We start from the raw sequence: 23,535 nt of genomic DNA on the forward strand, positions 1-23,535 counted from the left end.
TGAAGCCCATGACCTTGTTGTAGAACTCGACCCACTCGTTCATCCGGCCGAGCTCGACGTTGCCGACGCAGTGGTCGGACCAGTTCGCGCGCGGGTCCGGCGAGGCCGCGGCGGCGGCGCCGCGCCAGTGAACCCGGCAGCGCGCGCGCCGCCAGGTCGATCATCCGGCCCAGGTGGCGCGGGGACGGGGTCTCGTACGGATAGTCGACCGCGTCGGCGATGTCACCGGCGTGGATCCAGCAGGCGAAGGCCCGGTCGACCATGGCGTCCCGCAAGGTGAGGTCGAAGTCGCCGTAGGAGACGGTGCGCCCGCCGGACGCGTGCGCGTCAGCGGGGCCGGCCGGGTCGGAGCCGGTGAACGACACGGTGCGGATCAGCGCGTGGGACTGCTCGCGCCAGGGCGCGCGGATCGCGCGGGTGGGCGGGAACCAGGAGGCTCGCCAGTATGCCTCGGTGCGCTCGTCGGGGCCGACCGGGGGCGTGGCGCCCGCCGACGCGGGGCCGAGCGGGTCGTCGAGGCCGAGCGCCCCGGCGACCATGCCGTCGACGCTGATCAGGTGGGCGATCACCCCGGCCACCGTGGTCTTGCGGGTGGCCTGCTCCTCCCCGTCGTACCAGCGCAGCCGCACCGGCGCGTGCCACTCGCCCTCGCCGATGTCCTTGAGCAGCGCGTCGAGGCGGGCGGTCTCGGCGTCGTACGCGGCCGCCCAGTCGGGGACCGGGACGCGCGGGGGCCTGCGGGCCAGGCACCCTTCGAGAACGCGGGCGCGCAGCTGCGGGTCGAGGTCGAGGGACTCCTCGGGGTGGAGCAGGCCCACGGCGTCGCGCAGCCGCAGCGCTTCCTCGGCGCAGCCGCCGCACTCGCCGAGGTGTTCGTCGACGGCGGCGGTCTCCTCTGCGGAACAGGCGGCCAGGGCCCAGGCGCCGAGCAGGGATCTGAGCACATGATGTTCGAGGACCGGTGGCGCGGGCACCGCTATGTCGGGCAGCGGGTGGCCGGTGTCCTCGACGGAGGAGCGCGGGACCGGTATGCGCGGCACGCCGCCCGCGCCGTCCCCGTCTCGGCGGCCGTCGCTGTCGTCCGGGTCGTACGGATCGAAGCGGTCGGGCCCGTTCGTCCCGCTCACGCGGACCTCCCGAACCCTTCGCCGCGCCCTTCGGTGTCCTGCTCGGGCGGGGGCGGCGGGCCTGCGGCGGACGCCGCCCCGTCGTGGGCGGTGGAGAGCAGTTGGAGGCCCAGGCGGAGTCTGCGGCGCGCCTCGTCCTCGGTGACGCCCAGGTCGGCGGCGGTCTGCCGGTAGTCGCGGCGCTGGAAGTAGGCGAGCTCCAGGGCGGCGCGCAGCGGGGCGGGCATCGACGTCACGATGTAGTCGGCGCGGGCGGCGGCGGAGGCGTGGCGGACCTTTCGCTCCAGTTCCTCGGTGGTGCCGTGGCCGGCGCGTACGAGTGCGGCGGATTCGGTTCTGCGCAGGCGCTGGACGGCCTGGCGCTGGGCGAGGCCGGCGATGAAGGAGCGCAGGGGGCCCTGCTTGGGGTCGTACGCCTCGGGGTTCTCCCAGAGCCGGATGAAGACGTCGCGGGTGGTCTGGTCGGCCGCGTCCTCGTCGCCCAGGACGCGGTGGGCCAGGCTGTGCACCAGGGACGCGAAGCGGTCGTACAGCTCACCGAGCGCGGCGGCCTCGCCGTGCGCCAGGCGCTGCTGCATCCTCCGGTCCCAGCGGGACGGAGTGTCCTTGGGCATGAGGCCCCCTCACCGACTGCCCGTCGCGTTGTGCTCGTGCCGTGGTCTGCCGTAGTGCTGTGTCTGTGTCTGTGTCTATGTCTGTGTCTCGTACCCGAATGTAGTCCGCCCCACTGACAACGCACTTCCTGTTTCCCTCACAGGACGACATGACACGGCCTGTGGTTCATCGTGGACCGGAGGTGACCGGAACGGACAGGAAGCGACCACCTCGGTCTTAACCAGTTCATATGTGGTAAGTGTGCGAGGGTGTTTTATCGCTTCGTGGCCGGGCAGCCGCCGAGGAAAGAAGCGTAGGCATTGGTTCCGGATCGTCGAGCGAGGGGTGTGGCGCGTGGCGCTGAAGGTGACCGAGGCGGGCCATGGCGACTGGGCCGTCGTGCGGGTGTCGGGCGAGATGGACCTGGTGACCTCTCCCGCGCTGCGCCAGCAGGTGCACGACGCGGTCGCGGAGGGCCGCCGCAGCCTGGTGCTCGATCTGTCCGACGTGCTCTTCTGCGACTCCAGCGGCGTCGGCGTGCTGATCGCCGCCCGCCGCCTGATCCGCTCCTGCCAGGGCCGCCTGCGGCTGATCCTCCCCGCGCAGGGCGCCGTCGACGGCTCCCACGTCAACCGCGTCCTGGGCGCCCTCGGCGTACGCCGTCTCTTCGACGTCTACCCGGACGTCTCGGCGGCCGTGGACGACGAGGCGGAGCCGATGTCGGCGTAGCGGACCCGGGGGTGTCGGGGTACCAGCGCGACTGCCGCGACCACCTAGCGCGCACCGGGCATCGGTCAGTGGGGACGGGGCGCGCCGAACCGTTCCCGCAGCTTGTACTTCAGTACCTTGCGGAGGGTCTCGTTGCGCGGAAGCGCGTCCAGGATCTCCAGCTGTTCGGGGAGCTTGAAGGTCGTCAGGCCCTCGCCGCGCAGGTGCGCCGTGACCTCGGGCAGGGTCAACCCGTCGGCCCCGTCGCGCAGTTCGACGACCGCGCAGACCCGTTCGCCGCGTTCCGCGTCCGGCAGGCCGATGACCGCGGCCTCCTGGACCGACGGGTGGGTGTGGAGCAGGTCCTCGATCTCCTTCGCCGAGATGTTCTCGCCCTTGCGGATGATGACGTCCTTGGCCCGGCCGGTGAGCACCAGATGCCCCGAGGGCAGGACGTGGCCCAGGTCGCCGGTGATCAGGTAGCCGTCGGCGTCGAAGGACTCGGCCGTCCGGGCCGGGTCCAGGTAGCCGCGGCACACCGCCTCGCCGCGCAGTCGCACCGCCCCGTCGACGCCCGCCGGGAGCCGGTTGCCCTCCGCGTCGACGATCCTCACCGACATACCCTCGGGCGGGCGCCCCTCCGTCGTCGCCAGGTGCTCCGCCGTGTCGTCCGGGGCGCCCATGGTGATCATCGGGACCTCGGTCATGCCGTAGCCGTGGGTGAGCTGCACGCCCATCTCGCGGACCACGGCGTGGTACAGCTCCGGCGGCTTGGGCGCCCCGCCGCCCGCGAGCAGCCGCAGCGTGGGGATCACCTTGGGGCCGGGGCCGCGGTGCTTGCGCTGCTCGGCCAGGAGCATCGAGTAGAACGCGGTCGAGCCGCCCGCCACCGTCACACCGTGCCGCCGGTACTCCGCCAGCGCGTCCGGCAGCGCGAACTGCTCGAACATCACCGCCGGGAACCCGTACAGGAGCAGCATCACCGTGTAGTCGGGGCCCGCTATGTGCGCGTACGGGAACGCCATCGAGCCCACGTCGGACTCCGAGAGGCGCAGCGCGTGCGCCAGGCAGGAGCCGCCCGCGATCAGTGAACGGTCCGTGTGCAGCACGCCCTTGGGGTCGGACGTCGTGCCCGACGTCCAGTAGATCCAGCGGACCGCCGTGCCGTCGGCGGGCGGCGGAGGCAGTACGGACGGGTCGCCCCGCGGCAGGTCCTCGTACGCCTCGAAGACGCCCCGCGCGCCGAGCCTGCCCGCCATCTCCGTGTGGTCGAAGCCCCGCCACGTGCCCGGCGTCGCGAAGAACTCGGCCTTCGACTCGCGCAGCGCGAAGCCGACCTCGCGCTCCCGGTAGAACGGGATGACCGGCGACTGCACGGCGCCGATGCGGGCCAGGGCGAAGGTGAGCAGAGCCGTCTCGATGCGGGTGGGCAGCTGCCAGGCGACGACCGTGCCGGGACGCACGCCCATGCCGTACAGACCGGCCGCGACCCGTTCGCCCGACTCCCTCAACTCCGCGAAGGTCAGCGACCGTTCGCCCTGGAGCAGGACCGGGCGGTCAGGGGTGAGGGCGGCGCGGCGCTCCACCAGTTCCCAGAGGGTCTTCGACGCCCCCAGGGTGTGCGGGGTGTCGGTGGCGGTTCCGGCCATCTCCGTGCCTCCTCGCGCGCATGCCTGACGGGTGGTCAGATAAGGCGAGAGCGTAAGCCCGCACTCCTTGTCGGTCCAGGGGTGCGGGGCTAGCCTTGGTCTGAAATCTGACGGAGCATCAGATATGAGAGGGCTCCATGAAGGAACTGCCGCGCATTGTCAGCGTCGACGACCACGTGATCGAACCGGCCCACCTCTTCGAGACCTGGCTGCCGGCCCGGTTCCGTGACCGCGGACCCAAGCCGCTCACCACGGGCATCGGCGAACTCGCCTACGTCGGCGGCAAGTACCGGATCACGATGGACCCGGACGGCCCACCGGCCGACTGGTGGGTCTACGAGGATCTGAAGTTCCCCTACAAGCGCAACATCGCCGCCGTCGGCTTCGACCGCGACGACATGACCCTGGAAGGCATCACCCGGGCCGAGATGCGGCGCGGCTGCTGGGATCCGAAGGCGCGCCTCGACGACATGGACCTCAACCACGTCGAGGCGTCCCTGTGCTTCCCGACCTTCCCCCGCTTTTGCGGCCAGACCTTCGCCGAGGCCCACGACAAGGAGGTCGCGCTCGCCTGCGTGCGCGCGTACAACGACTGGATGGTGGAGGAGTGGTGCGGCGACAGCGGGGGACGGCTCATCCCGCTCTGCATCATCCCGCTGTGGGACATCGACCTGGCCGTCGCCGAGGTCCGGCGCAACGCCGCCCGGGGCGTCAGGGCCGTCACGTTCTCCGAGATCCCCACCCACCTCGGCCTGCCGTCCATCCACTGCGGCCACTGGGACCCGTTCTTCGCCGTCTGCGAGGAGACCGGGACGGTCGTCAACATGCACATCGGCTCCAGCTCCCAGATGCCCGCCGCCTCGCCCGACGCGCCGCCCGCCGTGCAGGCCGCGCTCAGCTTCAACAACGCCATGGCGTCGATGATGGACTTCCTGTTCAGCGGGGTCCTCGTGAAGTTCCCGCGGCTCAGACTCGCCTACAGCGAGGGGCAGATGGGGTGGATTCCGTACGCCCTCGAACGCGCCGACGACGTGTGGCAGGAGCACCGGGCGTGGGGCGGGGTCAGGGACCTGATCGCCGAGCCGCCGTCCACGTACTACTACCGGCAGATCTTCTGCTGCTTCTTCCGTGACAGGCACGGTGTCGCCTCGCTCGACGCCGTGGGCCGTGACAACGCCACCTTCGAGACGGACTACCCGCACGTCGACTCCACGTTCCCGCACACCAAACAGGTCGCCCTCGACCACGTGAAGGGACTCGACGACGAGACCGTGCACAAGCTGATGCGGGGCAACGCCATCCGCATGCTCGGCCTGGACCTGGACTCCTAGGGCGGCCGGTCGTGGACCTGGCGTACACGGACGAGGAAGAGGAGTTCCGGGCGCGGCTGCGCAAGTGGCTGGCACGGGCGCTGCCCACGCTCGGGCCCAAGCCCCCGCCCGGCGACTGGCCGGGCCGCCGCGCCTACGACACCGGCTGGCAGCGGCGGCTGTACGACGCCGGGTACGGGGACGTCCACTGGGGAGCCTCGCCCACCACCCGCCTCATCTTCCTCGAGGAGACCGAACGGGCCGGCGCCCCCTACGTGGGCGCCAACTTCGTGGGCCTGCTGCACGCGGGACCGACCATCGCCGCCGAGGGCACGGCCGCCCAGCGCGAGCGCTGGCTCACACCGGTCCTGCGCGGCGACGAGGTGTGGTGCCAGGGGTTCAGCGAACCGGGCGCCGGCTCCGACCTCGCCGCACTGCGGACCCGGGCGGTGCGCGACGGCGACACGTACGTCGTCAGCGGGTCGAAGATCTGGACCTCGCACGCCGAGGTCGCCGACTGGTGCGAGCTGCTGGTGCGCACCGAGCCGGTGAGCGCGGAGGTCCCCCGGCACCGCGGGATCACCTGGCTGGCCATGCCCATGGACACGCCCGGCATCACCGTGCGGCCGCTGCGCACGCTCGCCGGGTCGACGGAGTTCGCCGAGATGTTCCTCGACGACGTGCGCGTACCGGTCGGCAACCGGGTCGGCGAGGAGAACGACGGCTGGCGGGTCACCATGGTGACGCTGTCGTTCGAGCGCGGCACCGCGTTCGTCGGCGAGGTCGTCGCCTGCCGTCGCGTCCTGGGCGAGCTGGCCGCGCACGCGCGCGGGACGGGCCGCTGGGACGACGCGGTGCTCCGCCGCGAACTCGGCTGCCTCGCCGCCGAGTTCGGCGCGCTGTGGCGCCTCATCCAGAGGAACGTGAGCGAGGCACAGGCGGCCGGAGGGGTGCCGGGGGTCGGCGGATCGGTCTTCAAGCTGCGGTACTCGCACGCCCGCCAGCGGCTCTACGACGTCGCGGCGCGGGTGCTCGGCGGGGCGGGCGCGCTCGACGTGGGGCAGCAGTGGACGCTCGACCGGCTCTCGTCCCTCTCGTACACGATCGCCGCGGGCACCTCGCAGATCCAGCGCGACATCGTCGCCGAGCGGATCCTCGGACTGCCGAGGGGGAAGTGAGGGAGAGCCGCCGTGGATTTTCGACTGAGCGCGGAACAGCGGGCGTTGCGGGACGGAACGCGCAAGCTCCTTGAGGGGCGGTTCGGACGGCAGGCGCTGCGTGCCGCCGTCGACGGCGACGTCGGTGGCGTCGGTGGTGGCGGCGTCGGTCGCGGCGGGCGCGTCGGCGGTGGTGGCTGCATCGACCGGGCGCTGTGGCGGGAGCTGGGCGCCGCCGGGCTCTTCGGGCTGTGCCTGCCGGAGGCGGAGGGCGGGGTCGGGCTCGGGCTCGCGGAGGCGGTGCTCGTGTTCGAGGAGTGCGGGCGGGCGCTGGTGCCGGGGCCGTTCGTGGCCACGGTCCTCGCGGCGGGCGAGGTGCCCGGTGCGGCGCGGGGCGAGACCGTGGTGACGGCGCCCTTCGGCGGGCTCGTGCCGTGGCTCGACGCGGCGGACGTGGTGCGCGGCGACGTGGCCGGTGCGGTGGCCCTGGACTCGGTCGACCCGCTCACGCCGCTGCACCGGCTCCCGGCCGGCGCGAGCGCGCCCGCCCCCGTGCCGCGTACGGCCACCCTCCTGTACGCCGCCGAGCAGCTCGGGTCGGCCGGGCGCACGCTGGAGATGGCGGTGCAACACGCCCGGGAGCGCGAGCAGTTCGGGCGGCCGATCGGCGCGTTCCAGGCGGTGAAACACCTGTGCGCGCAGATGCTCGTACGGGTGGAGGTGGCGCGCGCGGCCGTGTACGCGGCGGCCGTGACGGGCGACCCGGACGAGACCGCGGCGGCGAAACTGCTCGCCGACGAGGCGGCCGTACAGGGGGCCCGCGACTGCCTCCAGGTGCACGGCGGCATGGGCTTCACCTGGGAGGCCGATGTGCACCTGCATCTGAAGAGGGCCTGGGTGCGGGCCGAGTTGAGCGGGGAGAGAGGGGAGGCGGAGGAGCGGCTCGCGGCCACGCTCTGAACCATGGGCAACGCTGTACGGACAGTGACCACGCGGGCCGTTCGGGCGCCGATACCGGGTTGTGTCCTGCGCGGGGCTCGTCACGGCGCGGAGTCGGGGTCGCGCTCGGCTATCTTGTGGCAGATGCGAGTGGTGCCGGACCCGAGCACGGGGGTCGGTGTCGTCCTGGAGGCGGCGCCGGGGCGCGGGATGCGCGCCGTTCACAAGGCAGGGTCCGGCGGCACGGCCGCCTGTTCGACCCCGCGCGGAGTGCGTCGCACAGTATGCCGCACGAGTACTCCTTCGCGCGGGAATATGCCCGAAGCCCTTGTTGGGGTGACTGTAGGTCAACCATGCTGTGCAGTACGGGGATCACGTTCCGTGATCCTTCTCAGTGGCCGGAGTGGTCAGTGGCGCGAGGCAGAACTCCAACGGTCCCGCCGGATTCGGATGGTGTGAGCGGTGCAGGTGCTTCAGGTTCAGCTCGAAGTCGGTGCCGACCCCGCGGAGGTGGGGCGGGCTCGTAGATGGGCGCGGTCAGGGCTCGCCGGTTCCGGGGTACCGGCCGACGACCCGCTGGCCGACACGCTCGTGCTGCTCGTCTCCGAGCTCGTCACCAACGCGGTGGTGCACACCGGCCGTCCGGCCGTGCTGCGGATGACCGTGTCGGACGGCGGTGGCGGCGAGAGTCGCGGTGGCGCGGTGCGGGTCGAGGTGGCGGACACCAGCGCGCGGCCGCCCGCACCCCGGCACGCGTCCGGCGACGCGATGAACGGCCGCGGACTTGAACTCGTCGACTGCCTCGCCGATCGCTGGGGCTGGCGGCCCGAGGGGACCGGCAAGGCCATCTGGTGCGAGATCGACCGGGTCGACCGTGCCGCGGTGGGCGGCGCGACCTGCCAGGGACTGGCCTACGAGGCGGTGTGAGCGCTTCGGCGCCCGCCGCTCACAGCACCGCGACCGGGGCCACCGGTGTCCCCGTTGCTCCCTCGAACGGTTCCGGCATCGCCGCGAGCAAGAAGGCGTAGCGGCCCGCCTCTCCACAGGCTGTGGACAGACTCTCCAGGTTCCAGTTCTGTCCCTGGAGCATGCCCATCTCCACCAGGTCGAGCGCGTGCACGGGAAGCCACAGGTTCTCGATCTCCGGCGGGAAGATCTCGAAGGTCAGCGTGTCGTTGGCGACGGCCGCCACGTCGTGCGCGTGGAACCACTGCGGCGTACGGACGGACAGGCCCGGTGACGGGTACCCGTAGCCGTGCCTGTCGCCCGCCAGGTACACCTGGACCTGGCCGGTCCGCACGAGCACGATGTCGCCCGCGCGTACGGTGACCCGCCCGAACTCGGCCGCCTCGTCCAGGTCTTCGGGCGTGATGGCGTGGTCGCCCGGCAGCCGGTCGACGCCCTTGGCGGCCGCCACGTCGAGCAGGACCCCGCGCGAGACGACGTACGGGATCTTGTCGATGCCGCTGAACCCGGCGCCGCCGTGCGCCGTGATCGTTCCGGCGGAGCGGCCGTTGTAGATGCGGCCGGAGTGGGACGCGTGGGTGAGCGCGTCCCAGTGGGTGGCGGACTGAAGGCCGAGGGTCACCACGTCGTCGCTGGTGGCGACCGTGTCCGGGCCGAAGAGCTGCTGATTGATCTGGACCATGGCGTGCAGCGGGTTGACCCGGCCCGGGATGAGCCCGGACTGCACGCCGTCCGCCTTCAGCGCCAGCGCCAGCGGCACGCGGCGGCCCGAGCGCGCCTCGGCGACGGCCTCGCGGACCACCTCGTCGGTGACGAGGTTCAGGGTGCCGATCTCGTCGGCCTCCCCCCAGCGCCCCCAGTTGTTCACGCGTTCGGCGATGTCGAGGAACTCGGCGGGCAGGGGCATCGGTCCTCCCGGGGTCGGTCGCGGGTCTTGTGCTCCCGTATCTGACGGGTCGTAGAATCCGACCCGAGCCTGAATCTAACGGGTCGTCAGAAAATGCGGGAAGGGGCCGGGCGTGGGGAACTTCTTGGCAGGCAAGGTCGTCGCCGTGACGGGGGCCGGACGGGGCATCGGGCGCGCGGTGGCGATCGCCTGCGCGGCCGAAGGGGCGAAGGTCGTCGTCAACGACTACGGCGTCTCCATCGAGGGCGGCGAACCCACGTCCGAGGTGGCGCAGGCCGTCGTCAAGGAGATCGAGGCGGCGGGCGGCGAGGCCGCCGCCGTCGCCGACGATGTGTCCACCATGGCGGGCGGAGGGCGCGTCGTGGACACCGCCCTGGACAGGTACGGGCGGATCGACGGAGTCGTGTGCGTGGCGGGCATCCTGCGCGAACGCATGCTCTTCAACATGTCGGAGGAGGAGTGGGACCCCGTCGTCGCCACCCACCTCAAGGGCACCTTCACCGTGTTCCGGGCCGCCTCGGCGGTGATGCGCGAACAGCGCGGCGGCACCCTCATCGGCTTCACCAGCGGCAACCACCAGGGCTCGGTCGCGCAGGCCAACTACGCCTCCGCCAAGGGCGGCGTCATCTCGCTCGTGCGCAGCGCCGCGCTCGGCCTGCACAAGTACGGGGTGACCGCCAACGCCGTGGCGCCCGTCGCCCGTACGCGGATGTCCGCCAACGTCCCGATGGAGCTCAAGGAGATCGGGGAGCCGGAGGACGTCGCCGCGCTCGTCGTCTACCTGCTCAGCGACCGGGCCCGCGAGGAGAGGATCACCGGGCAGGTGTACACCGTGGCCGGGCCGAAGATCGCCGTGTGGGCGCAGCCGCGCGAGCTGCGCGCCGGGTACGCGGACGGGCCCTGGACGCCCGAGAGGATCGCCGACTTCCTGCCGGGCACGGTCGGCACCGACCCCATGCCGATGCTGGCCCGCCTGGAGGAGATGGCGCGCGCCGCCGCCGGCAAGGAACGGCCCAACCGGTAGCCGCTCCAGCCAGGGACCGGTCCAGCCAGGGACCGGTCCGGCCGGTGGCCGGTCCGGCCGGTGGCGGCCGGCCCTGCCGGTACTCGATCCGGTCAGCACTCGATCCGGTCAGCACTCGATCCGGTCACCAGTCGGTCCAACCAGTGGGAGCAGGGGGTGGGGTGTCGTGGATTTCGGTTTCGGAGCCGAGGACGAGGCGTTCCGGCGCGAGGCGCGAGCCTGGCTGGAGGAGCACCTGGTGGGCCGGTTCACGGCGGCCGTCGGCCGCGGCGGCCCCGGCAGCGAGCACGACGGCTCGGCCGAACGCCGCGCCTGGGAGAGGGAATTGGGCTCGGGCGGCTGGATCGGGCTCGGCTGGGGCGAGACCGGCCACGGCAATCGCGCCGCCACCCTCACCGAGCAGGTGGTGTGGGCCGAGGAGTACGCCCGCGTACGGGCCCCCGGCCGCTGCGGCCACATCGGCGAGAACCTCCTGGCGCCCACCCTGCTCGCGTACGGCAGCCGGGAGCAGCGGCGCCGCTTCCTGCCGCCCATCGCCCGCGGCGAGGAACTGTGGTGCCAGGGCTACAGCGAACCGGGCGCCGGCTCCGACCTGGCCTCGCTGCGTACGAGCGCGGTGCGGGACGGCGACGGCCGGTGGCGGGTCAGCGGGCAGAAGGTGTGGACCTCACTGGCGCACGAGGCCGACTGGTGCTTCGTGCTGGCCCGCACCGAACCCGGCTCCCGGCGCCACCACGGGCTGTCCTTCCTGCTGGTGCCGATGGATCAGCCGGACCGCGTCGAAGTGCGGCCCATCCGGCAGCTGACCGGCACCAGTGAGTTCAACGAGGTGTTCTTCGACGGGGCCGTCGCCGAGGAGGTCGTGGGCCGCGCCGGTGCGGGCTGGCAGGTCGCCATGGGGCTGCTCGCCTTCGAGCGCGGCGTGTCGACCCTGGCCCAACAGATCGGTTTCGCCGCGCAGTTGCGGCGGCTCGCACGGGAGGCCGTGGCGTCGGGCGCGGTCGGCGACCCGGTGATCGCGGACCGGATCGTACGGCTGTGGGCCGAGCTCAGGGTGATGCGGTGGAACGCCCTGCGCACCCTGGGCGGCGCCGGAGATCCGGGCGCGCCCAGCGTCGCCAAGCTGCTGTGGGGCGGCTGGCACCAGCGGCTCGGTGAGCTCGCGCTGCGCGTACGGGGGCCGGGCGCGGCGGTCGGGCCGGCCGACTGGTCACCGGCCGCACCGTACGAACTCGACGACGTACAGCGCCTGTTCCTGTTCAGCCGGGCCGACACCATCTACGGCGGCTCGGACGAGATCCAGCGCACGATCATCGCCGAGCGCGTGCTCGGCCTGCCCAGGGAGGCCACGTGAGGGGTGTTCTGTTCGACGGCGAGCGGGCGGCGGTCGTCGACGATCTGGAGATACGCGACCCGGGGCCGGGCGAGGTGCTGGTCGCCATCGCGGCGGCCGGGCTCTGCCACAGCGACCTGTCGGTGATCGACGGGACGATCCCGTTCCCGCGGCCGGTGGTCCTCGGGCACGAGGGCGCGGGTGTGGTCGAGGCGGTGGGCGCGGGCGTCACACATGTCGTGCCCGGCGACCACGTCTGTCTGTCCACGCTCGCCAACTGCGGGGCGTGCGCCGAGTGCGACCGGGGGCGGCCCACGATGTGCAGGCAGGCGATCGGGCGGCCGGGGCGGCCGTTCTCGCGGGGCGGGGAGCCGGTGTACCAGTTCGCGGCGAACTCGGCGTTCGCCGAGCGGACCGTGGTCAAGGCCGTGCAGGCGGTCAAGATCCCCAAGGAGATCCCGCTGACCTCGGCCGCGCTGATCGGCTGCGGGGTCCTGACGGGGGTGGGGGCCGTGCTGAACCGGGCTGGGGTCGACCGGGGCGAGTCGGTCGTCGTGATCGGCGCGGGCGGGGTGGGGCTGAACGTGGTGCAGGGCGCGCGGCTGGCGGGCGCGCTGACGATCGTGGCGGTGGACGCCAACCCCGCGAAGGAGGAGGTGGCCCGGCGGTTCGGGGCGACCGAGTTCGTCACGGACGTCGCCGACGTGCGGGGCGTGCTGCCGGACGGCGCGGACCACGTCTTCGAGTGCGTGGGCCGGATCGACCTCGTCCGCGCCGCGATCGACCTCCTCGACCGGCACGGGCAGGCGGTCCTGCTCGGCATGCCGGCCGCCGACGCGGAGGCGACGTTCGTGCCCGCCCAGCTGTTCCTGGACAAGTCGGTGCTCGGCTGCCGGTACGGCTCGTCGCGGCCGCAGCGGGACATCCGGCTGTACGCGGACCTCTACGCGGCCGGCCGCCTGATGCTGGACGAGCTGGTCACGCGCGCGTACCCGATCGCCGAGTTCGACGCGGCCGTGGCGGACGCGGAGGCGGGGCGGGTGGCGCGAGGGGTGCTGACGTTCTGAGGGGCCGGGGTGACGTTCCGAGCGGCTACGAGGCCCGACGCCAACGGCAGGGCCGCGCGGAACGTCCTGCGGTACGCCGTGGGCCGGATTCCTCACTTCGGCTGGGCGGCTTGCCTCGCACCGGGTGGGCGCGGGTGACGGAGGCGGCTGGTACGGCTGGGGCGGCAGGCGCTCAGGAGGGCGCGACGGTGCCGAACCGACCGCGGTGGAAGAGCAGCGGCTCGCCCTCCCGGCCCTCCCCGCCCTCCGGGCCGGTGCCGAGGGCGGTGACGCGGCCCACCACGATCAGATGGTCGCCGCCGGTGTGCACGGCGTGGATGGCGCAGTCGATCCAGGCCGCCGCCCCGTCGAGCCGCGGCGAGCCGGACACGGGCGCGCCGTCGTAGGCGACCCCGGCGAACTTGTCGGCCCCGCTCACGGCGAAGGCGCGGCACAACTCGCCCTGGTCGGCGGTGAGTACGTTGACGCAGAAGACGCCGGCCCGCGCGATCCGCGGCCACGTGGTCGAGGTGCGCGCCACCATGAACACCACCAGCGGCGGGTCGAGCGAGAGCGAGGAGAACGACTGGCAGGCGAACCCGGCGGGCCCGGCGCCCGGCTCGTCCTCGGGCGCTGTCACGACGGTGACGCCGGACGCGAAGTTCCCCAGTACGCGGCGGAACTCGGCCGCCGGGACCGGCGCCCGCTCGTCGTCCCGTACGGCGCGCAGCTCGGGCCGCGGCAGCGCCCGGACCGGTCCCGCCGTCGTGGGGGCGCCGACCGACCTGAGGTACCGGACGACGGTCTCCGCCATCCCTGCGTGTCCCATCATTGTTCCAGTGAACCTGACGGGCCATCAGATGGGAAGGTGTGAGGGGAACTCCCATGGCCGCCGGTGACGTCACCGGCCATGGAACCGCGGCCGCCGCCGCTCGGCGAAGCTCGCCACGCCCTCGTTCGCGTCCCGCGTCGTCATGTTGATCTCCTGGGCAGCGGCTTCCGCCGCGAAGGCGGTGGCTCGGTCGGAGTCCAGGGAGGCGTTGACGAGCTGCTTGGTGAGGGCGATGGCACGGGTGGGACCGGCGGCGAGCCGGTCGGCCCACTCGCGCGCGACCTTCGCCACCTGGTCATCGGGGACGGCCCGGTTGACGAGCCCGATCAGCTCGGCGTCGGCCGCGCCGAGGGCGTCCCCGAAGAACATCAGCTCCTTGGCCCGCTGCGGGCCGACGAGCCGCGGCAGCAGATAGGTGCCGCCGCCGTCCGGCACGAGCCCGCGCCGTACGAACACCTCGATGAAGCGCGCCGACTCGGCGGCGACGACGAGGTCGCACGCGAAGGCGAGGTGCGCGCCGATCCCGGCGGCCGTGCCGTTGACGGCGGCGATCACCGGCTTCTCGCAGTCGAGGACGGCGGCGATCAGGCGCTGTGCGCCGCGCCGGATGGTGCGGGCGACGTCGCCGCTGACGCGCTCGCGGGCGGGCCCGAAGGCGGGCGCGGGGGCGTTCTTGAGGTCGGCGCCAGCGCAGAAGCCCTTGCCGGTGGCGGTGAGGACGACAGCCCGTACGCCGGGATCGGCGGAGGCGTCGTCGAGCAGCGCGATGAGGCGTTCGCGCTGGTCCCAGGTGACGGCGTTCATGGCGTCGGGCCGGTTGAGGGTGATCCAGGAGACGCCGTTGTCAGTGGTGTGCAGTACCAATGAATCGGACTCTTCGGGGGAGGACGATGTGGACACGGGGGATCTCCGTTTCGGGCGGCGGACGGCGGACGGCGGGTGGCGGACAGCGGGCGCGGTCGTCGTCGCGGTCGCGGTCGCGGTCAGTGGCACACGGCGAGCGCGTCGAGGGCGACGGCGCCCTGGCCGCGCTCCAGCACCATCAGCGGGTTGATGTCGAGTTCGGCGAGGTCGTCGCCGAGTTCGAGCGCCATGCGCTGCACGCGCAGGACGACCTCGACGAGCGCGTCGACATCGGCCGGGGGCGCCCCCCTGACCCCGTCCAGCAGGGCCCGCCCGCGCAGCTCGCCGAGCATGGCGCGGGCCTGGTCCTCGCCGAAGGGCGGCACGCGGACGGCGACGTCCCGCAGTACCTCGACGAGTACGCCGCCGAGTCCCACGGTGACGGTGGGCCCGAAGAGGTCGTCGTGGGTGACGCCCACGACCATCTCCACGCCGCGTTCGACCATCTGGCACACCAGGACGCCGTCGAGGTCGATGCCCTCGTAGCGGGCGATGTCGGTGAGCTCGCGGTAGGCGTCCCGTACCTGACTGGCGGACGTCAGCCCCACCTTCACCAGGCCGAGTTCGGTCTTGTGGGCGAGCTGCGGGGCGGATGCCTTCATGACGACCGGATAGCCGACGAGCGAGGCGGCCCGTACGGCGGCCGCGGCGCTGGTCACCAGTTGCTCGCGCGGTACGCGGATGCCGTACGCCCGAAGGAGCTGCTTCGCCGCGTGCTCGCTCAGGCGGTGGCCGGGGCGCATGAGGGCCTGCGCCTTGCGGAAGGACGGCGACGGGGTGCGCGGCGCCTGCTCGAAGGGGGAGGCGTACGCGGCGGTGAAGCGGTGGTGGTCGCGCCAGGCGCGGACGGCGGTGATGCAGTTGGCGAACGTACGGAAGGTGGCGACGCGGGAGGACCCGAGCAGGGTCGTGCGATAGGCGTCCTCCGTCCCGACGGGAGACCCCCACACCACGCACACCAGCTTGTCCGTCTGCTCCGCCGCGTCCACGAGGTCCTGCGCGAGCTTGTCGCTCATGGGCGGGAAGGGCCCGGTGATCGGGCAGATCAGCACGCCGACGGACGGGTCGGCGAGGATCGCGTCGATGATCTTCCGCCCGCGCCAGTCGCCGACGGGATGCCCGCCGTTGTCGACGGGGTTCGCGACGTTCAAGTACGCGGGTATCCATTGGTGCAGCTCGTCCTGCTTGCCCGGAGACAGTTCGGGCAGGTCGAGCCCGGCGGCCGTGGCCAGGTCGGAGAAGTGCGCGCCGGTGCCGCCGGAGATGGAGTAGACGACGACGCCTTCGGCCCGCGGCGCGCGGGCGCGGGCGAGCAGCGCGGCGGTGTCCTGGAGCTCGTCGAGCCCGTCGACGCGGATCACGCCGAACTGCCGCATCGCCGCGTCCACGACGGTGTCGGCGCCGGTGAGCTTTCCGGTGTGCGAGGCGGCGGTCCTGGCCCCGGCCTCGGTCCGGCCGACCTTGACGGCGACGACGGGGACGTGGGCCCGCGCGGCCCGGTCGGCGGCGAGCAGGAAGGAGCGCCCGTCCTTGAGCCCTTCCACGTAGCAGGCGATTGCGCCGACCTCGGGCCGGCGCGCGAAGTACGAGATGAAGTCGGCGGTCTCCAGGTCCGCCTCGTTGCCGGTGGGCGCCCAGTGGGAGAGGCGGACGCCCAGCTCCTGCATCGTGAACACGGGACGGCCCTGATGCCCGGACTGGGTGATGAGGGCGATGGCGGGCCCGTCGAGGTCGTCCCGGAACCGCTCGAAGGCGTTGAGGTTGGTGTTGGGTCCGAGCAGCCGCATCCCGGACCGCCGCACGGCCGCCGCGAGCCGCTCCTGCGCGTTGGCCCCCTCGCTGCCGGTCTCGGCGAACCCGGAGGCGAACGCGACGGCGAACTTCACCTTGCTCTCGGCGAGTTCCTCGACGAGGGGCAGCGGATCGGCGACGAGCAGCACGGCGAGGTCGACCGTCTCGGGCAGCGCGGCGACGGAGGGCGAGCAGGGCAGCCCGAACACGGTCTCGCGCGTCGGATGCACGGGGTGCAGGCGCGCGCCGACCCGCTCCGCCCATGCCATCAGCTGCCGCGTGATGCCGGTGTTGGGGCGCCCTTCGGCGTCGGAGGCGCCGACGACGGCGACGGACTCGGGCCGGAAGAACCGGTCGAGGTCGGGTGCGTCGGCGTACAGCGGTCGTCCGCTGACATCCGTGGCATCGGTTTCGTCGGTGCCGGTACTGCCGTGCACGGTGGAACGGGGCTGCTCACCGCAGGCGATCACGCGGGCGCGGCGGGAGTCGGTGGTCAGGGTGCCGTAAGTCGATCCAAGCATCGGTCCGCCCGTGGGGTCTTGGACTGGTGGTCCGCTCTCGTGGTCCGCTCTCGTGGTCTTGACTGGTGGAGGTGGCTGCGGAATAACTGACGTAACGTCAGATTACTGAACTGACGCTCCGTCAGGAACAGTTCGGAGCGCAAAGACTCGACGGAGGCGGAACCGGAGGCGGATGCGAGTGCGGATGCGAGGGTGGATGTTGATGCGGATGCGGATGAGATGGACGCGATAGGGCTCGACGGCGCCGAATGGCTCGCCGTGCTGCGCATCGGCCTCGGCCTGTGGTGGCTGGAGAGCTGGCGGCACAAGGACAAGAAGGGCTGGTTCGAGCGCGGCACCGGCATCGCCTGGGCGGCGGACGTGGCGGCCAAACACCGCTGGAGCGCGGTGCGCGGCGGCTTCGAGACGGTGGTGGCGCCGCGCCCGAAGGCGATGGCGTACGTGGTCGTGTATGCCGAACTGGCCCTGGGCCTTGGCCTGATACTGGGCCTGCTGACCCCGATAGCGCTGGTCGGCGGCCTGCTGCTCAACGCCCTCTACTTCACGTTGATGATCCACGACTGGGCCGAGCAGGGGCAGAACGCGATGATGGGCCTGATCTCGCTCGTCGCGCTGTTCGCGATGTCCTGGCAGACCTGGTCCCTCGACCACGCGATCGGACTGTTCTGATGCGGATGCCCACGGAGACCACGACCAATGGGGCGGGCCCCCGCTTCGACGTCCCGGAACCGGACGCCTTCACGCGCCCGTACTGGGAAGCGGCCGCGGACGGCAAGCTGCTCCTGCGGCGCTGCGGGGCGTGCGGCCGCGACCACCACTACCCGCGCGAGTTCTGCCCGTACTGCTGGAGCGAGGACGTGCGCTGGCGCGAGGCGAGCGGCCGCGCCACGCTCTACACGTGGTCGGTCGTCCACCGCAACGACCTGCCGCCGTTCGGCAGCCGCACCCCGTACGTGGCGGCCGTCGTCGACCTGGCCGAGGGCCCGCGGATGATGACGGAGGTCGTGGACTGCGAGGAGACGGAGCTGCGGGTGGGGATGGAACTCGCGGTCGCCTTCCGTGCGTCGGACGGGGACCTGTCCGTGCCGGTGTTCCGTCCGGAGTGAGGCCGCAGGACCCGTGAAAACCACTGGTCGGGCCACGCGCGCCTGTGGGGACGATGTCGCATGGCGACGATCACGGGCGACGGCTCCGACGACAACCACGACGACGGCGACGTGGGTACCTGGCACCTCACCTCGGCCGCGAGCAGTCCCACTGATCCCATGGGGGAAATCTATCTTCCCGATCTCGGCCTGCCCGACCTCACGAATGACGACATGGCGGACGTGCTCGCGAGGGGCTGGGGGTGACGCAATCGCCGATGCCCCGTACGTCTGGTGAGCCGTACGGGGCGTTCGGGCCCCTGGTCTACAGGTGCCTGGCGCGGCCCTGGGCTACGCACCTCCCGTTTCAAGCTCGCCGGGCATCGGGCCGGGTGCGAGTTCGGCTGCATGGGCGGGACAGGCCCAGAGGGTCGTACCGGGCCCGCTCGCACTCTCGATCCAGCGCACTGGAACGGGCGCGTGCGTGAGGGTGTGGCATTTGACGCACAGGGCTGCGGTCACGCCTGGTTCGTTGGTCAGTCCGTCGCGGGTCACGCGTCGCCCCCCGCTGCCGAGGCGAACGCGGCTAGCGGAAAGGGCGCGCCCTCGTACGTGTACGGGAAGTCGATGCCACGCGTGGCGTAGTAGAGCGCCCGCCGCCGCTCCCGTTGCCGCCGCTGCTCAGGCGTGGTCGCGCCCTGCCGCCGGAAGAATGCTGCGGCTTGCTCTTTCGTGGGCCCGGTCCACGGACGGGACCAGGGGTTGGCGGGGGAGAGGGCAGGGGCGGGGCCAGAGGCCGTGATGGGCCCGGACGTCCGCGCGGCGAGGTACCGAGCGCTGTGGCGTCCGGGACGGCAGGGGACGAGTAGGGCCAGCACCCGGGTGAGGGTGCGGGCGATAGCATCGCGCATGGTCGTTCAGCTCCTATCAAGCTGTTCGGCAAGCCCCGGCGGACCGGTCCTACGCGGTCGCCGGGGCGTTTTCGTTGTCGACGGTAGCGAGTATCTATGCACCTGTCTATGGGTAGGGGTGTACAGGTAGCTCTATGTGTATATGGATGCGGATGTGTAAGGTCCGCGCGTGTACGACTTCGACCCCACCCGCCCCAAGTGGCAACAGATCGCCGACGTGGTTCGTCGGCGCATCGCAAGCGGCGAGTACCCGCCTCGGCACCTGGTGTCCGAAGTCCAGCTGGAAAGCGAGTTCGGGGTGGCGCGCACGACAGTCCGCAAGGCGACTGCCGCCCTGCGCGACGAAGGGCTGATCTCCACTACGCCGGGCATGGGCTCGTTCGTCAGTGATCGCGGTGGCACATGCGAATCCTCCTGATCGGTGGTACGTGGTTCCTCGGCAAGGCCATCGCGCGGACAGCGCTCAGTGCCGGGCATCACGTGACCACGTTCAACCGAGGTCGCAGCGCTCCGGATCTGGCGGGCGTGACGGCCGTGCACGGAGACCGGACGGACATCGACGACCTGAACCGCCTCGCCCTGCACGGCCCGTGGGACATGGCCATCGACACCTCGGCCTCCGAGATGGCGCCGCGCCAGGTTCTTTCCGGGGCTCGGGCCCTCGAACCGGTCACAGATCGGTATGTGTACGTCTCCACTGTCAACGCCTATCGAGGGTGGCCGAATGAGCCTCTGACCGAGGCCAGCCCGGTCTACGACGCCCCGCCCGACGCCGACCGGGACTACGGCGCCGACGAGGGCGGCCCTGCGCACTACGGCAAGCAGAAGGCGGGCTGCGAGGGCGCCGCGAGCGCGGAGTTCGGGGAAAGGCTCACGATCCTGAGGCCGGGTGTGATCCTCGGACCCGGCGAGTACGTCGGCCGTCTGCCGTGGTGGCTGAACCGCTGCGCTCGTGGCGGGAGCATTCTCGCTCCCGGCGCACCGGACAAGTTGATCCAGCCCATCGATGTCCGTGACGTCGCCGCCTTCGCGCTTGCAGCCCCGGCGGGGGCATTCAACCTGGCCGGGCCGCGAGGGCGCGACCGTATGGTGGACTTCCTGACCGCCTGTCTCAGCGCCACTGGAAGCAGCGGGCGGTTGGTCTTCGCATCGGACGCCGCCCTAGTCGCCCATAGAGTGAAACAGTGGACCGAATTGCCGTTGTGGCGCACCAATCCCGGCACCTGGGCCGTGGACACAGCCAAAGCGCAGGCATCCGGGCTCACCTGCCGCCCCCTGGCGGACACCGTGGCGGACACTTGGACGTGGATGCAGTCGGACGACGCACCGGTTAAGCATCCGCGCTGGGAAGAGCACGGAATCGATCCGGCCAGGGAGGGGCAGATCCTTGCAGGTCTCTAGAGCCCGATCGGCAAGGGCCCACCGCCCGGCAGAGGACGGGCGGCCGCCAGTGCAACGAACTCCTCGATGCGCTCTTCCACTTCCTTGCCCAGGTGCGCCCGCGCGGTCTCTGAACGTGCCAGTTCCATCCGGAGCTTGCTGACGCGGTCGACCAGGCCGATGGTGCGCCACTCGGCCGAGGTCTGGAAAACCGGTCCCAGCGCGTCGTCCACGCCGTCCAGCTCACCGCGCAGCAACCTCGCCCGGGCCAGATCCACTGTCACCTGCATTTGAACCGGCCGGTCGGGAGTCGCCTCCTGCGCCAGCAGCCGCAGGGCATGCATTGCGGACTCTTCGGCATGCTTCGAGTCCCTCAGCACCAAGTACGTCGCGGCATGACTCATGGCCGCCCGAGGCGGATGAAAGGCGAACTCCCCGCCAGAGTCGTGCAGTTCATCGCGGAGCCCCGACCCTGGTTCGAGCGCCGCCTGTATGGCACGTGCGGACTCGCGGGGACGCCCCAGGTGCGCGAACGTTCGGGCCTCGATGGCATGAAGCCGAACTCTGCCCATGTCGCCCACCCCACCGAATGACATGGCCAGCTTGATGTGGCGCAGAGCGGACGAAGGCTGACTGTCCCAGTACGCCAGGTAGGCGAGAACGCCGTGCGCGTATGCCTGCAGCGGCCCGTGCTCGATGGTCTGGCCGTACATCGCTGACGTCCGCGCGAACTGCACCGCCGGCCCCAGTGCGGCCAGGTCGAACGCAGCCACCGACAGCAGTGAGGTCAGCATGCCCGCCGCCAAGTACAGCCGCTCCTCCTGGCGCGGACGCAGTGTGCGCTCCAATTTGTTCTGGATGTCGAGCAGCAGCCTGTTGCAGTCGCGGAACGCAGTGCCAGGATCGGTGGTGTCGTAGGCGACTGCCAGGGATCGGACATCGTCGTCGATCTGGTCCAGGGTCATGTCCGGCAGGTGAGCGGAGGCGGCGTTCCCGGCGTGGGCCGCAGCGTTGCGAGCAGTCATCGCTATGTCTCTTTCGTTCGGCGCAGGACGCAAGGTGACCGCTACAGGCGGCGGGCCGAGCAGCTCCTGCACGGACCTTCCGGGGAACATCCGCTCCAGGATGCGGGGCGCAGGGCCGTTGGGCATCCGCCGCTGTCTACCGCCCGTCCACCGTCTCCATGTCGGCTCCGAGACGTCCGCCGTCCGGTAATCGCCGTCATCCAACTCTTCGGCGAGCAGTCGTCCGTAGCGCCGGAACTCCTTCGCGGCTTCGGTGTACGACCATCCGCGCGACCGAACCAGGGACTGAAGCAGGGACTTCGGTTCCTGCTGGGTCATGGGGCCCTCCCGGTTCTGAGTCTGGGCAGCTGGGGCAGCTGGTCAGCATCGTGACTATCGCCCGCATAGCTTGCCGGGACACCAGCTTCCTCCGAGGTGACATCGAGGTGATTCCAGGTCAGCTCTTGTGACCCTCGGGTGATACCCGCATCGCATGGTGCGGGCGCTGGTCGATGAGCACGCTTGATGACGAGCAAGCGGTAGCCATCGATCGAGGGGTGCGGTGAGTGTTGTGGAGGCCAGAACAGACGCAAGCGAAGAACGGCGGGTCGGTGAACCGATCGACTTGAGTCAACTCGATGCCGACATCACCTGGTCGGTCAAGCTCCGCCTCGATCTGCCCGAGCGCGCCACCATCGACGAGCGCATCAATCGGATGCGGGTCACGCTCGCGCTGGTTGTCGAGTCGCCGGTCATGGACAAGGACAACCCCACCCAGGCCCGCCTGTTCGTCACTGCGCACCGCCTGCTGACGAAGTCGACGCAGCCCGAACACATGACGCACGCCGAGGCGGCGGAGCATCTACGTCAGCTTGCAGTCAACGCCCGGTCACTGGTGGCCATTTACCGGTTGCGTCTGACCCGCGTCAAGCGTCCCTGCTTCGGATCTCCGGTGCCGAAGAAGAACAGGGCGACTGGGGCCGGGCAGCACGTGCACAACAAACGCGTGCGGAGGCCATCACCCTCCGCACCTCCGATAGGTCAGGAGGACCATCCCATGAGCAACCTCTACTCACTTCCAGTCGACGAGACCACGTTCGAGAACTTCTGCGGCGGCAACCTTCAGAGCGAACACGAGTCCTGCGTAGAGATCGGCGCCATCGGCGAGACCGGGTACATCCTGCGCGACTCCAAGCCGGAGGGCGCGGGTAGGGAACTGCGCTTCACCGAGGCCGAGATGGACGACTTCGTCGTCGGCTACGCGAAGAGGCGTGGCTTGACCCCCTGAGACCGTACGCAGCACGTACCTTCGTCGGGCCGCCGCCCTGAAGTCCTGAGCGACGGCGGCCCGGCCCACCCTCTGAAAGGCGACGATGAGCTGGACCGGACACTGGCACGGCTACGGCCCATGGGTCGGGGACCCGAAGACCTACGCGCAAGAGGGGAGCCGACGGCCCCCGCACCCCAACGGACCTCCCTCGGTCACGGACCCCGAGGACAAGAAGCAACAGCAGGTTCTCGACCGGTACCGCGAGGCCGCCGCCGAGTTCCAGACCGGCAACGTACCGCCCACCATGACCGGCTACTGGCTGACGAAGAAGAGCCAGACCTCGGCCGACCGCACCTGGGCGGACGTGGACATCGCACTGGAGTGGCTCACCAAGAAGTACGAAGAGAACCCTCCCTTCGAGCGAGCGGACGGCCTCCAGGCGTACAGCAGCCTCGACACCAAGTTGGAGTACGCCTCCGATGTGCTCCCGTTCGGTGTCGACGTGAGTTGGGTGTACTACACGCCCGCCAAGAACCTCATGTCGTTCTCCGTCGTGTGCTGCCTGAACCGCTTCCACCCGGAGATCCCCTGCCCTCTCCCGCCCGCATAGGAGGAGCTGCCCGTGTCTCTGCGTCTCCTGCTCCCCGAAGCCGGGGTGAACGACCTGCTTTCCACGTGGCCGGACGAGCCTCGTGTGTACGAGCGCGGGAAGACCGCTCTCGACGAGGAGATCACCACCGGCGGTCTCGAAGAGTGGCTGTTCTCCGGGTGCGCTCCGGCGTCGGAGATCGCTGTCGTCAAGGCGCCGCGTCCGTCCCTCAACCCGAAGATCTTCATGAACGAGTTCGGCCGCACGGACGGCGCCAAGCTGAAGAATCTGTACGCTCAGGGCCACACGATCCGGTTCGGCAACCTTCAGAGGGTCATCCCGCTCATGCATCACATCTCCGACCGGATTCAGGTGGAGACCGGGTACTCGAACTACGTCCACGCGTTCCTCACGCGGAAGATTTCAAGTCCAGTGAGACGGTTGTGACGCTATGAGGTTTGTGGTGCGGGTTCCCTGCGCTTGGCCGGG

24 protein-coding genes are annotated in these 23,535 nt (G+C 71.1%); 16 read left to right on the forward strand and 8 right to left on the reverse strand.

Annotation, left to right across the window (positions count from 1 at the left end):
• On the reverse strand, positions 1-1,127 hold a 1,127-nt coding region (locus OFY01_RS01890), incomplete at its 3' end, for a zf-HC2 domain-containing protein (protein ID WP_266595650.1).
• Positions 1,124-1,741 (reverse strand): sigma-70 family RNA polymerase sigma factor, encoded by a 618-nt coding sequence (locus tag OFY01_RS01895; protein WP_266595652.1) that lies wholly within the window; start codon positions 1,739-1,741, stop codon positions 1,124-1,126. The genes OFY01_RS01890 and OFY01_RS01895, both read right to left, overlap by 4 nt.
• A gap of 334 nt (positions 1,742-2,075) precedes the next feature.
• Between OFY01_RS01895 and OFY01_RS01900 the strand changes: the two genes are divergently transcribed.
• Positions 2,076-2,450, forward strand: a complete 375-nt coding sequence (locus OFY01_RS01900; RefSeq protein WP_266595654.1) for an STAS domain-containing protein — start codon at positions 2,076-2,078, stop codon at positions 2,448-2,450.
• A gap of 65 nt (positions 2,451-2,515) precedes the next feature.
• On the opposite strand, the gene OFY01_RS01905 is transcribed toward OFY01_RS01900, so the two are convergent.
• The gene (locus OFY01_RS01905) at positions 2,516-4,078 is read right to left on the reverse strand and encodes a class I adenylate-forming enzyme family protein (RefSeq protein ID WP_266595656.1); all 1,563 of its coding nucleotides are present in this window, start codon (positions 4,076-4,078) and stop codon (positions 2,516-2,518) included.
• A 137-nt stretch (positions 4,079-4,215) separates the two neighbouring features.
• Between OFY01_RS01905 and OFY01_RS01910 the strand changes: the two genes are divergently transcribed.
• The 4 genes from OFY01_RS01910 to OFY01_RS01925 all read left to right on the forward strand — a co-directional run bounded on the left by OFY01_RS01910 (position 4,216) and on the right by OFY01_RS01925 (position 8,411).
• The gene (locus OFY01_RS01910) at positions 4,216-5,409 is read left to right on the forward strand and encodes an amidohydrolase family protein (RefSeq protein ID WP_266595658.1); all 1,194 of its coding nucleotides are present in this window, start codon (positions 4,216-4,218) and stop codon (positions 5,407-5,409) included.
• Between the two features lie 11 nt (positions 5,410-5,420).
• The gene (locus tag OFY01_RS01915) at positions 5,421-6,566 is read left to right on the forward strand and encodes an acyl-CoA dehydrogenase family protein (protein ID WP_266595660.1); all 1,146 of its coding nucleotides are present in this window, start codon (positions 5,421-5,423) and stop codon (positions 6,564-6,566) included.
• Between the two features lie 12 nt (positions 6,567-6,578).
• Positions 6,579-7,505 carry an acyl-CoA dehydrogenase family protein gene (locus OFY01_RS01920; protein WP_266595662.1) on the forward strand — a complete coding sequence of 309 codons (927 nt, stop codon included), beginning with the start codon at positions 6,579-6,581 and terminating at the stop codon, positions 7,503-7,505.
• Between the two features lie 441 nt (positions 7,506-7,946).
• Positions 7,947-8,411 carry an ATP-binding protein gene (locus tag OFY01_RS01925; RefSeq protein ID WP_266595664.1) on the forward strand — a complete coding sequence of 155 codons (465 nt, stop codon included), beginning with the start codon at positions 7,947-7,949 and terminating at the stop codon, positions 8,409-8,411.
• Between the two features lie 19 nt (positions 8,412-8,430).
• Here OFY01_RS01925 and OFY01_RS01930 read toward each other — a convergent pair whose 3' ends face one another.
• Positions 8,431-9,357: a cyclase family protein gene (locus OFY01_RS01930; protein WP_266595666.1), complete on the reverse strand. Its 927-nt coding sequence runs from the start codon at positions 9,355-9,357 to the stop codon at positions 8,431-8,433.
• Positions 9,358-9,469: 112 nt separating this feature from the next.
• On the opposite strand from OFY01_RS01930, the gene OFY01_RS01935 reads away from it, so the two are divergent.
• The 3 genes from OFY01_RS01935 to OFY01_RS01945 all read left to right on the forward strand — a co-directional run bounded on the left by OFY01_RS01935 (position 9,470) and on the right by OFY01_RS01945 (position 12,781).
• On the forward strand, positions 9,470-10,381 hold the full coding sequence (locus OFY01_RS01935; protein ID WP_266595668.1) for an SDR family oxidoreductase: 912 nt from the start codon (positions 9,470-9,472) through the stop codon (positions 10,379-10,381).
• 166 nt (positions 10,382-10,547) lie between these two features.
• On the forward strand, positions 10,548-11,735 hold the full coding sequence (locus OFY01_RS01940) for an acyl-CoA dehydrogenase family protein (RefSeq protein ID WP_266595670.1): 1,188 nt from the start codon (positions 10,548-10,550) through the stop codon (positions 11,733-11,735).
• Positions 11,732-12,781 carry an alcohol dehydrogenase catalytic domain-containing protein gene (locus tag OFY01_RS01945; protein WP_266595671.1) on the forward strand — a complete coding sequence of 350 codons (1,050 nt, stop codon included), beginning with the start codon at positions 11,732-11,734 and terminating at the stop codon, positions 12,779-12,781. Before OFY01_RS01940 ends, OFY01_RS01945 begins: the two co-directional genes overlap by 4 nt.
• A gap of 172 nt (positions 12,782-12,953) precedes the next feature.
• On the opposite strand, the gene OFY01_RS01950 is transcribed toward OFY01_RS01945, so the two are convergent.
• The 3 genes from OFY01_RS01950 to OFY01_RS01960 form a co-directional block, all read right to left on the reverse strand.
• The gene (locus OFY01_RS01950) at positions 12,954-13,589 is read right to left on the reverse strand and encodes a flavin reductase family protein (RefSeq protein ID WP_266595693.1); all 636 of its coding nucleotides are present in this window, start codon (positions 13,587-13,589) and stop codon (positions 12,954-12,956) included.
• 72 nt (positions 13,590-13,661) lie between these two features.
• Positions 13,662-14,492 (reverse strand): enoyl-CoA hydratase/isomerase family protein, encoded by an 831-nt coding sequence (locus OFY01_RS01955; protein WP_266595673.1) that lies wholly within the window; start codon positions 14,490-14,492, stop codon positions 13,662-13,664.
• Positions 14,493-14,575: 83 nt separating this feature from the next.
• On the reverse strand, positions 14,576-16,807 hold the full coding sequence (locus tag OFY01_RS01960; RefSeq protein WP_266595675.1) for an acetate--CoA ligase family protein: 2,232 nt from the start codon (positions 16,805-16,807) through the stop codon (positions 14,576-14,578).
• 219 nt (positions 16,808-17,026) lie between these two features.
• On the opposite strand from OFY01_RS01960, the gene OFY01_RS01965 reads away from it, so the two are divergent.
• The 5 genes from OFY01_RS01965 to OFY01_RS01990 all read left to right on the forward strand — a co-directional run bounded on the left by OFY01_RS01965 (position 17,027) and on the right by OFY01_RS01990 (position 20,204).
• Entirely contained in the window at positions 17,027-17,476 is a 450-nt protein-coding gene (locus OFY01_RS01965) for a DoxX family membrane protein (RefSeq protein ID WP_266595677.1), read from the forward strand.
• A gap of 5 nt (positions 17,477-17,481) precedes the next feature.
• Positions 17,482-17,913 (forward strand): Zn-ribbon domain-containing OB-fold protein, encoded by a 432-nt coding sequence (locus OFY01_RS01970; RefSeq protein WP_266595678.1) that lies wholly within the window; start codon positions 17,482-17,484, stop codon positions 17,911-17,913.
• 60 nt (positions 17,914-17,973) lie between these two features.
• Positions 17,974-18,159, forward strand: a complete 186-nt coding sequence (locus OFY01_RS01975; protein WP_266595680.1) for a hypothetical protein — start codon at positions 17,974-17,976, stop codon at positions 18,157-18,159.
• Between the two features lie 813 nt (positions 18,160-18,972).
• Entirely contained in the window at positions 18,973-19,221 is a 249-nt protein-coding gene (locus OFY01_RS01985; RefSeq protein WP_266595683.1) for a GntR family transcriptional regulator, read from the forward strand.
• Positions 19,206-20,204 carry an NAD-dependent epimerase/dehydratase family protein gene (locus tag OFY01_RS01990; RefSeq protein ID WP_266595685.1) on the forward strand — a complete coding sequence of 333 codons (999 nt, stop codon included), beginning with the start codon at positions 19,206-19,208 and terminating at the stop codon, positions 20,202-20,204. The genes OFY01_RS01985 and OFY01_RS01990 overlap by 16 nt, the downstream gene beginning before the upstream one ends.
• Here the strand turns inward: OFY01_RS01990 and OFY01_RS01995 are convergent.
• Positions 20,201-21,526 (reverse strand): hypothetical protein, encoded by a 1,326-nt coding sequence (locus tag OFY01_RS01995; protein ID WP_266595687.1) that lies wholly within the window; start codon positions 21,524-21,526, stop codon positions 20,201-20,203. The genes OFY01_RS01990 and OFY01_RS01995 overlap by 4 nt on opposite strands.
• A 223-nt stretch (positions 21,527-21,749) precedes the next feature.
• On the opposite strand from OFY01_RS01995, the gene OFY01_RS32340 reads away from it, so the two are divergent.
• The 3 genes from OFY01_RS32340 (at position 21,750) to OFY01_RS02010 (ending at position 23,493) form a co-directional block, all read left to right on the forward strand.
• Complete coding sequence (locus OFY01_RS32340; protein ID WP_323135464.1) at positions 21,750-22,475, forward strand: DUF397 domain-containing protein; 726 nt, start codon at positions 21,750-21,752, stop codon at positions 22,473-22,475.
• An 85-nt stretch (positions 22,476-22,560) separates the two neighbouring features.
• Entirely contained in the window at positions 22,561-23,067 is a 507-nt protein-coding gene (locus OFY01_RS02005; protein WP_266595689.1) for a hypothetical protein, read from the forward strand.
• 12 nt (positions 23,068-23,079) lie between these two features.
• Complete coding sequence (locus tag OFY01_RS02010; protein ID WP_266595691.1) at positions 23,080-23,493, forward strand: hypothetical protein; 414 nt, start codon at positions 23,080-23,082, stop codon at positions 23,491-23,493.
• Positions 23,494-23,535 lie beyond the last annotated feature (42 nt).

The organism is Streptomyces beihaiensis (genome assembly GCF_026274175.1).
Lineage (GTDB): Bacteria > Actinomycetota > Actinomycetes > Streptomycetales > Streptomycetaceae > Streptomyces > Streptomyces beihaiensis.

Bases quoted from the DNA above. Each gene is read 5' to 3' on its own strand.
- OFY01_RS01960 (WP_266595675.1), bottom strand. From the start codon at position 16,807: ATGCTTGGATCGACTTACGGCACCCTGACCACCGACTCCCGCCGCGCC.
- OFY01_RS01975 (WP_266595680.1), top strand. From the start codon at position 17,974: ATGGCGACGATCACGGGCGACGGCTCCGACGACAACCACGACGACGGC.
- OFY01_RS01965 (WP_266595677.1), top strand. From the start codon at position 17,027: ATGGACGCGATAGGGCTCGACGGCGCCGAATGGCTCGCCGTGCTGCGC.
- OFY01_RS01970 (WP_266595678.1), top strand. From the start codon at position 17,482: ATGCCCACGGAGACCACGACCAATGGGGCGGGCCCCCGCTTCGACGTC.
- OFY01_RS01910 (WP_266595658.1), top strand. From the start codon at position 4,216: ATGAAGGAACTGCCGCGCATTGTCAGCGTCGACGACCACGTGATCGAA.
- OFY01_RS01995 (WP_266595687.1), bottom strand. From the start codon at position 21,526: ATGACCCAGCAGGAACCGAAGTCCCTGCTTCAGTCCCTGGTTCGGTCG.
- OFY01_RS01930 (WP_266595666.1), bottom strand. From the start codon at position 9,357: ATGCCCCTGCCCGCCGAGTTCCTCGACATCGCCGAACGCGTGAACAAC.
- OFY01_RS01905 (WP_266595656.1), bottom strand. From the start codon at position 4,078: ATGGCCGGAACCGCCACCGACACCCCGCACACCCTGGGGGCGTCGAAG.
- OFY01_RS01895 (WP_266595652.1), bottom strand. From the start codon at position 1,741: ATGCCCAAGGACACTCCGTCCCGCTGGGACCGGAGGATGCAGCAGCGC.
- OFY01_RS02005 (WP_266595689.1), top strand. From the start codon at position 22,561: ATGAGCTGGACCGGACACTGGCACGGCTACGGCCCATGGGTCGGGGAC.
- OFY01_RS01990 (WP_266595685.1), top strand. From the start codon at position 19,206: ATGCGAATCCTCCTGATCGGTGGTACGTGGTTCCTCGGCAAGGCCATC.
- OFY01_RS01950 (WP_266595693.1), bottom strand. From the start codon at position 13,589: ATGGGACACGCAGGGATGGCGGAGACCGTCGTCCGGTACCTCAGGTCG.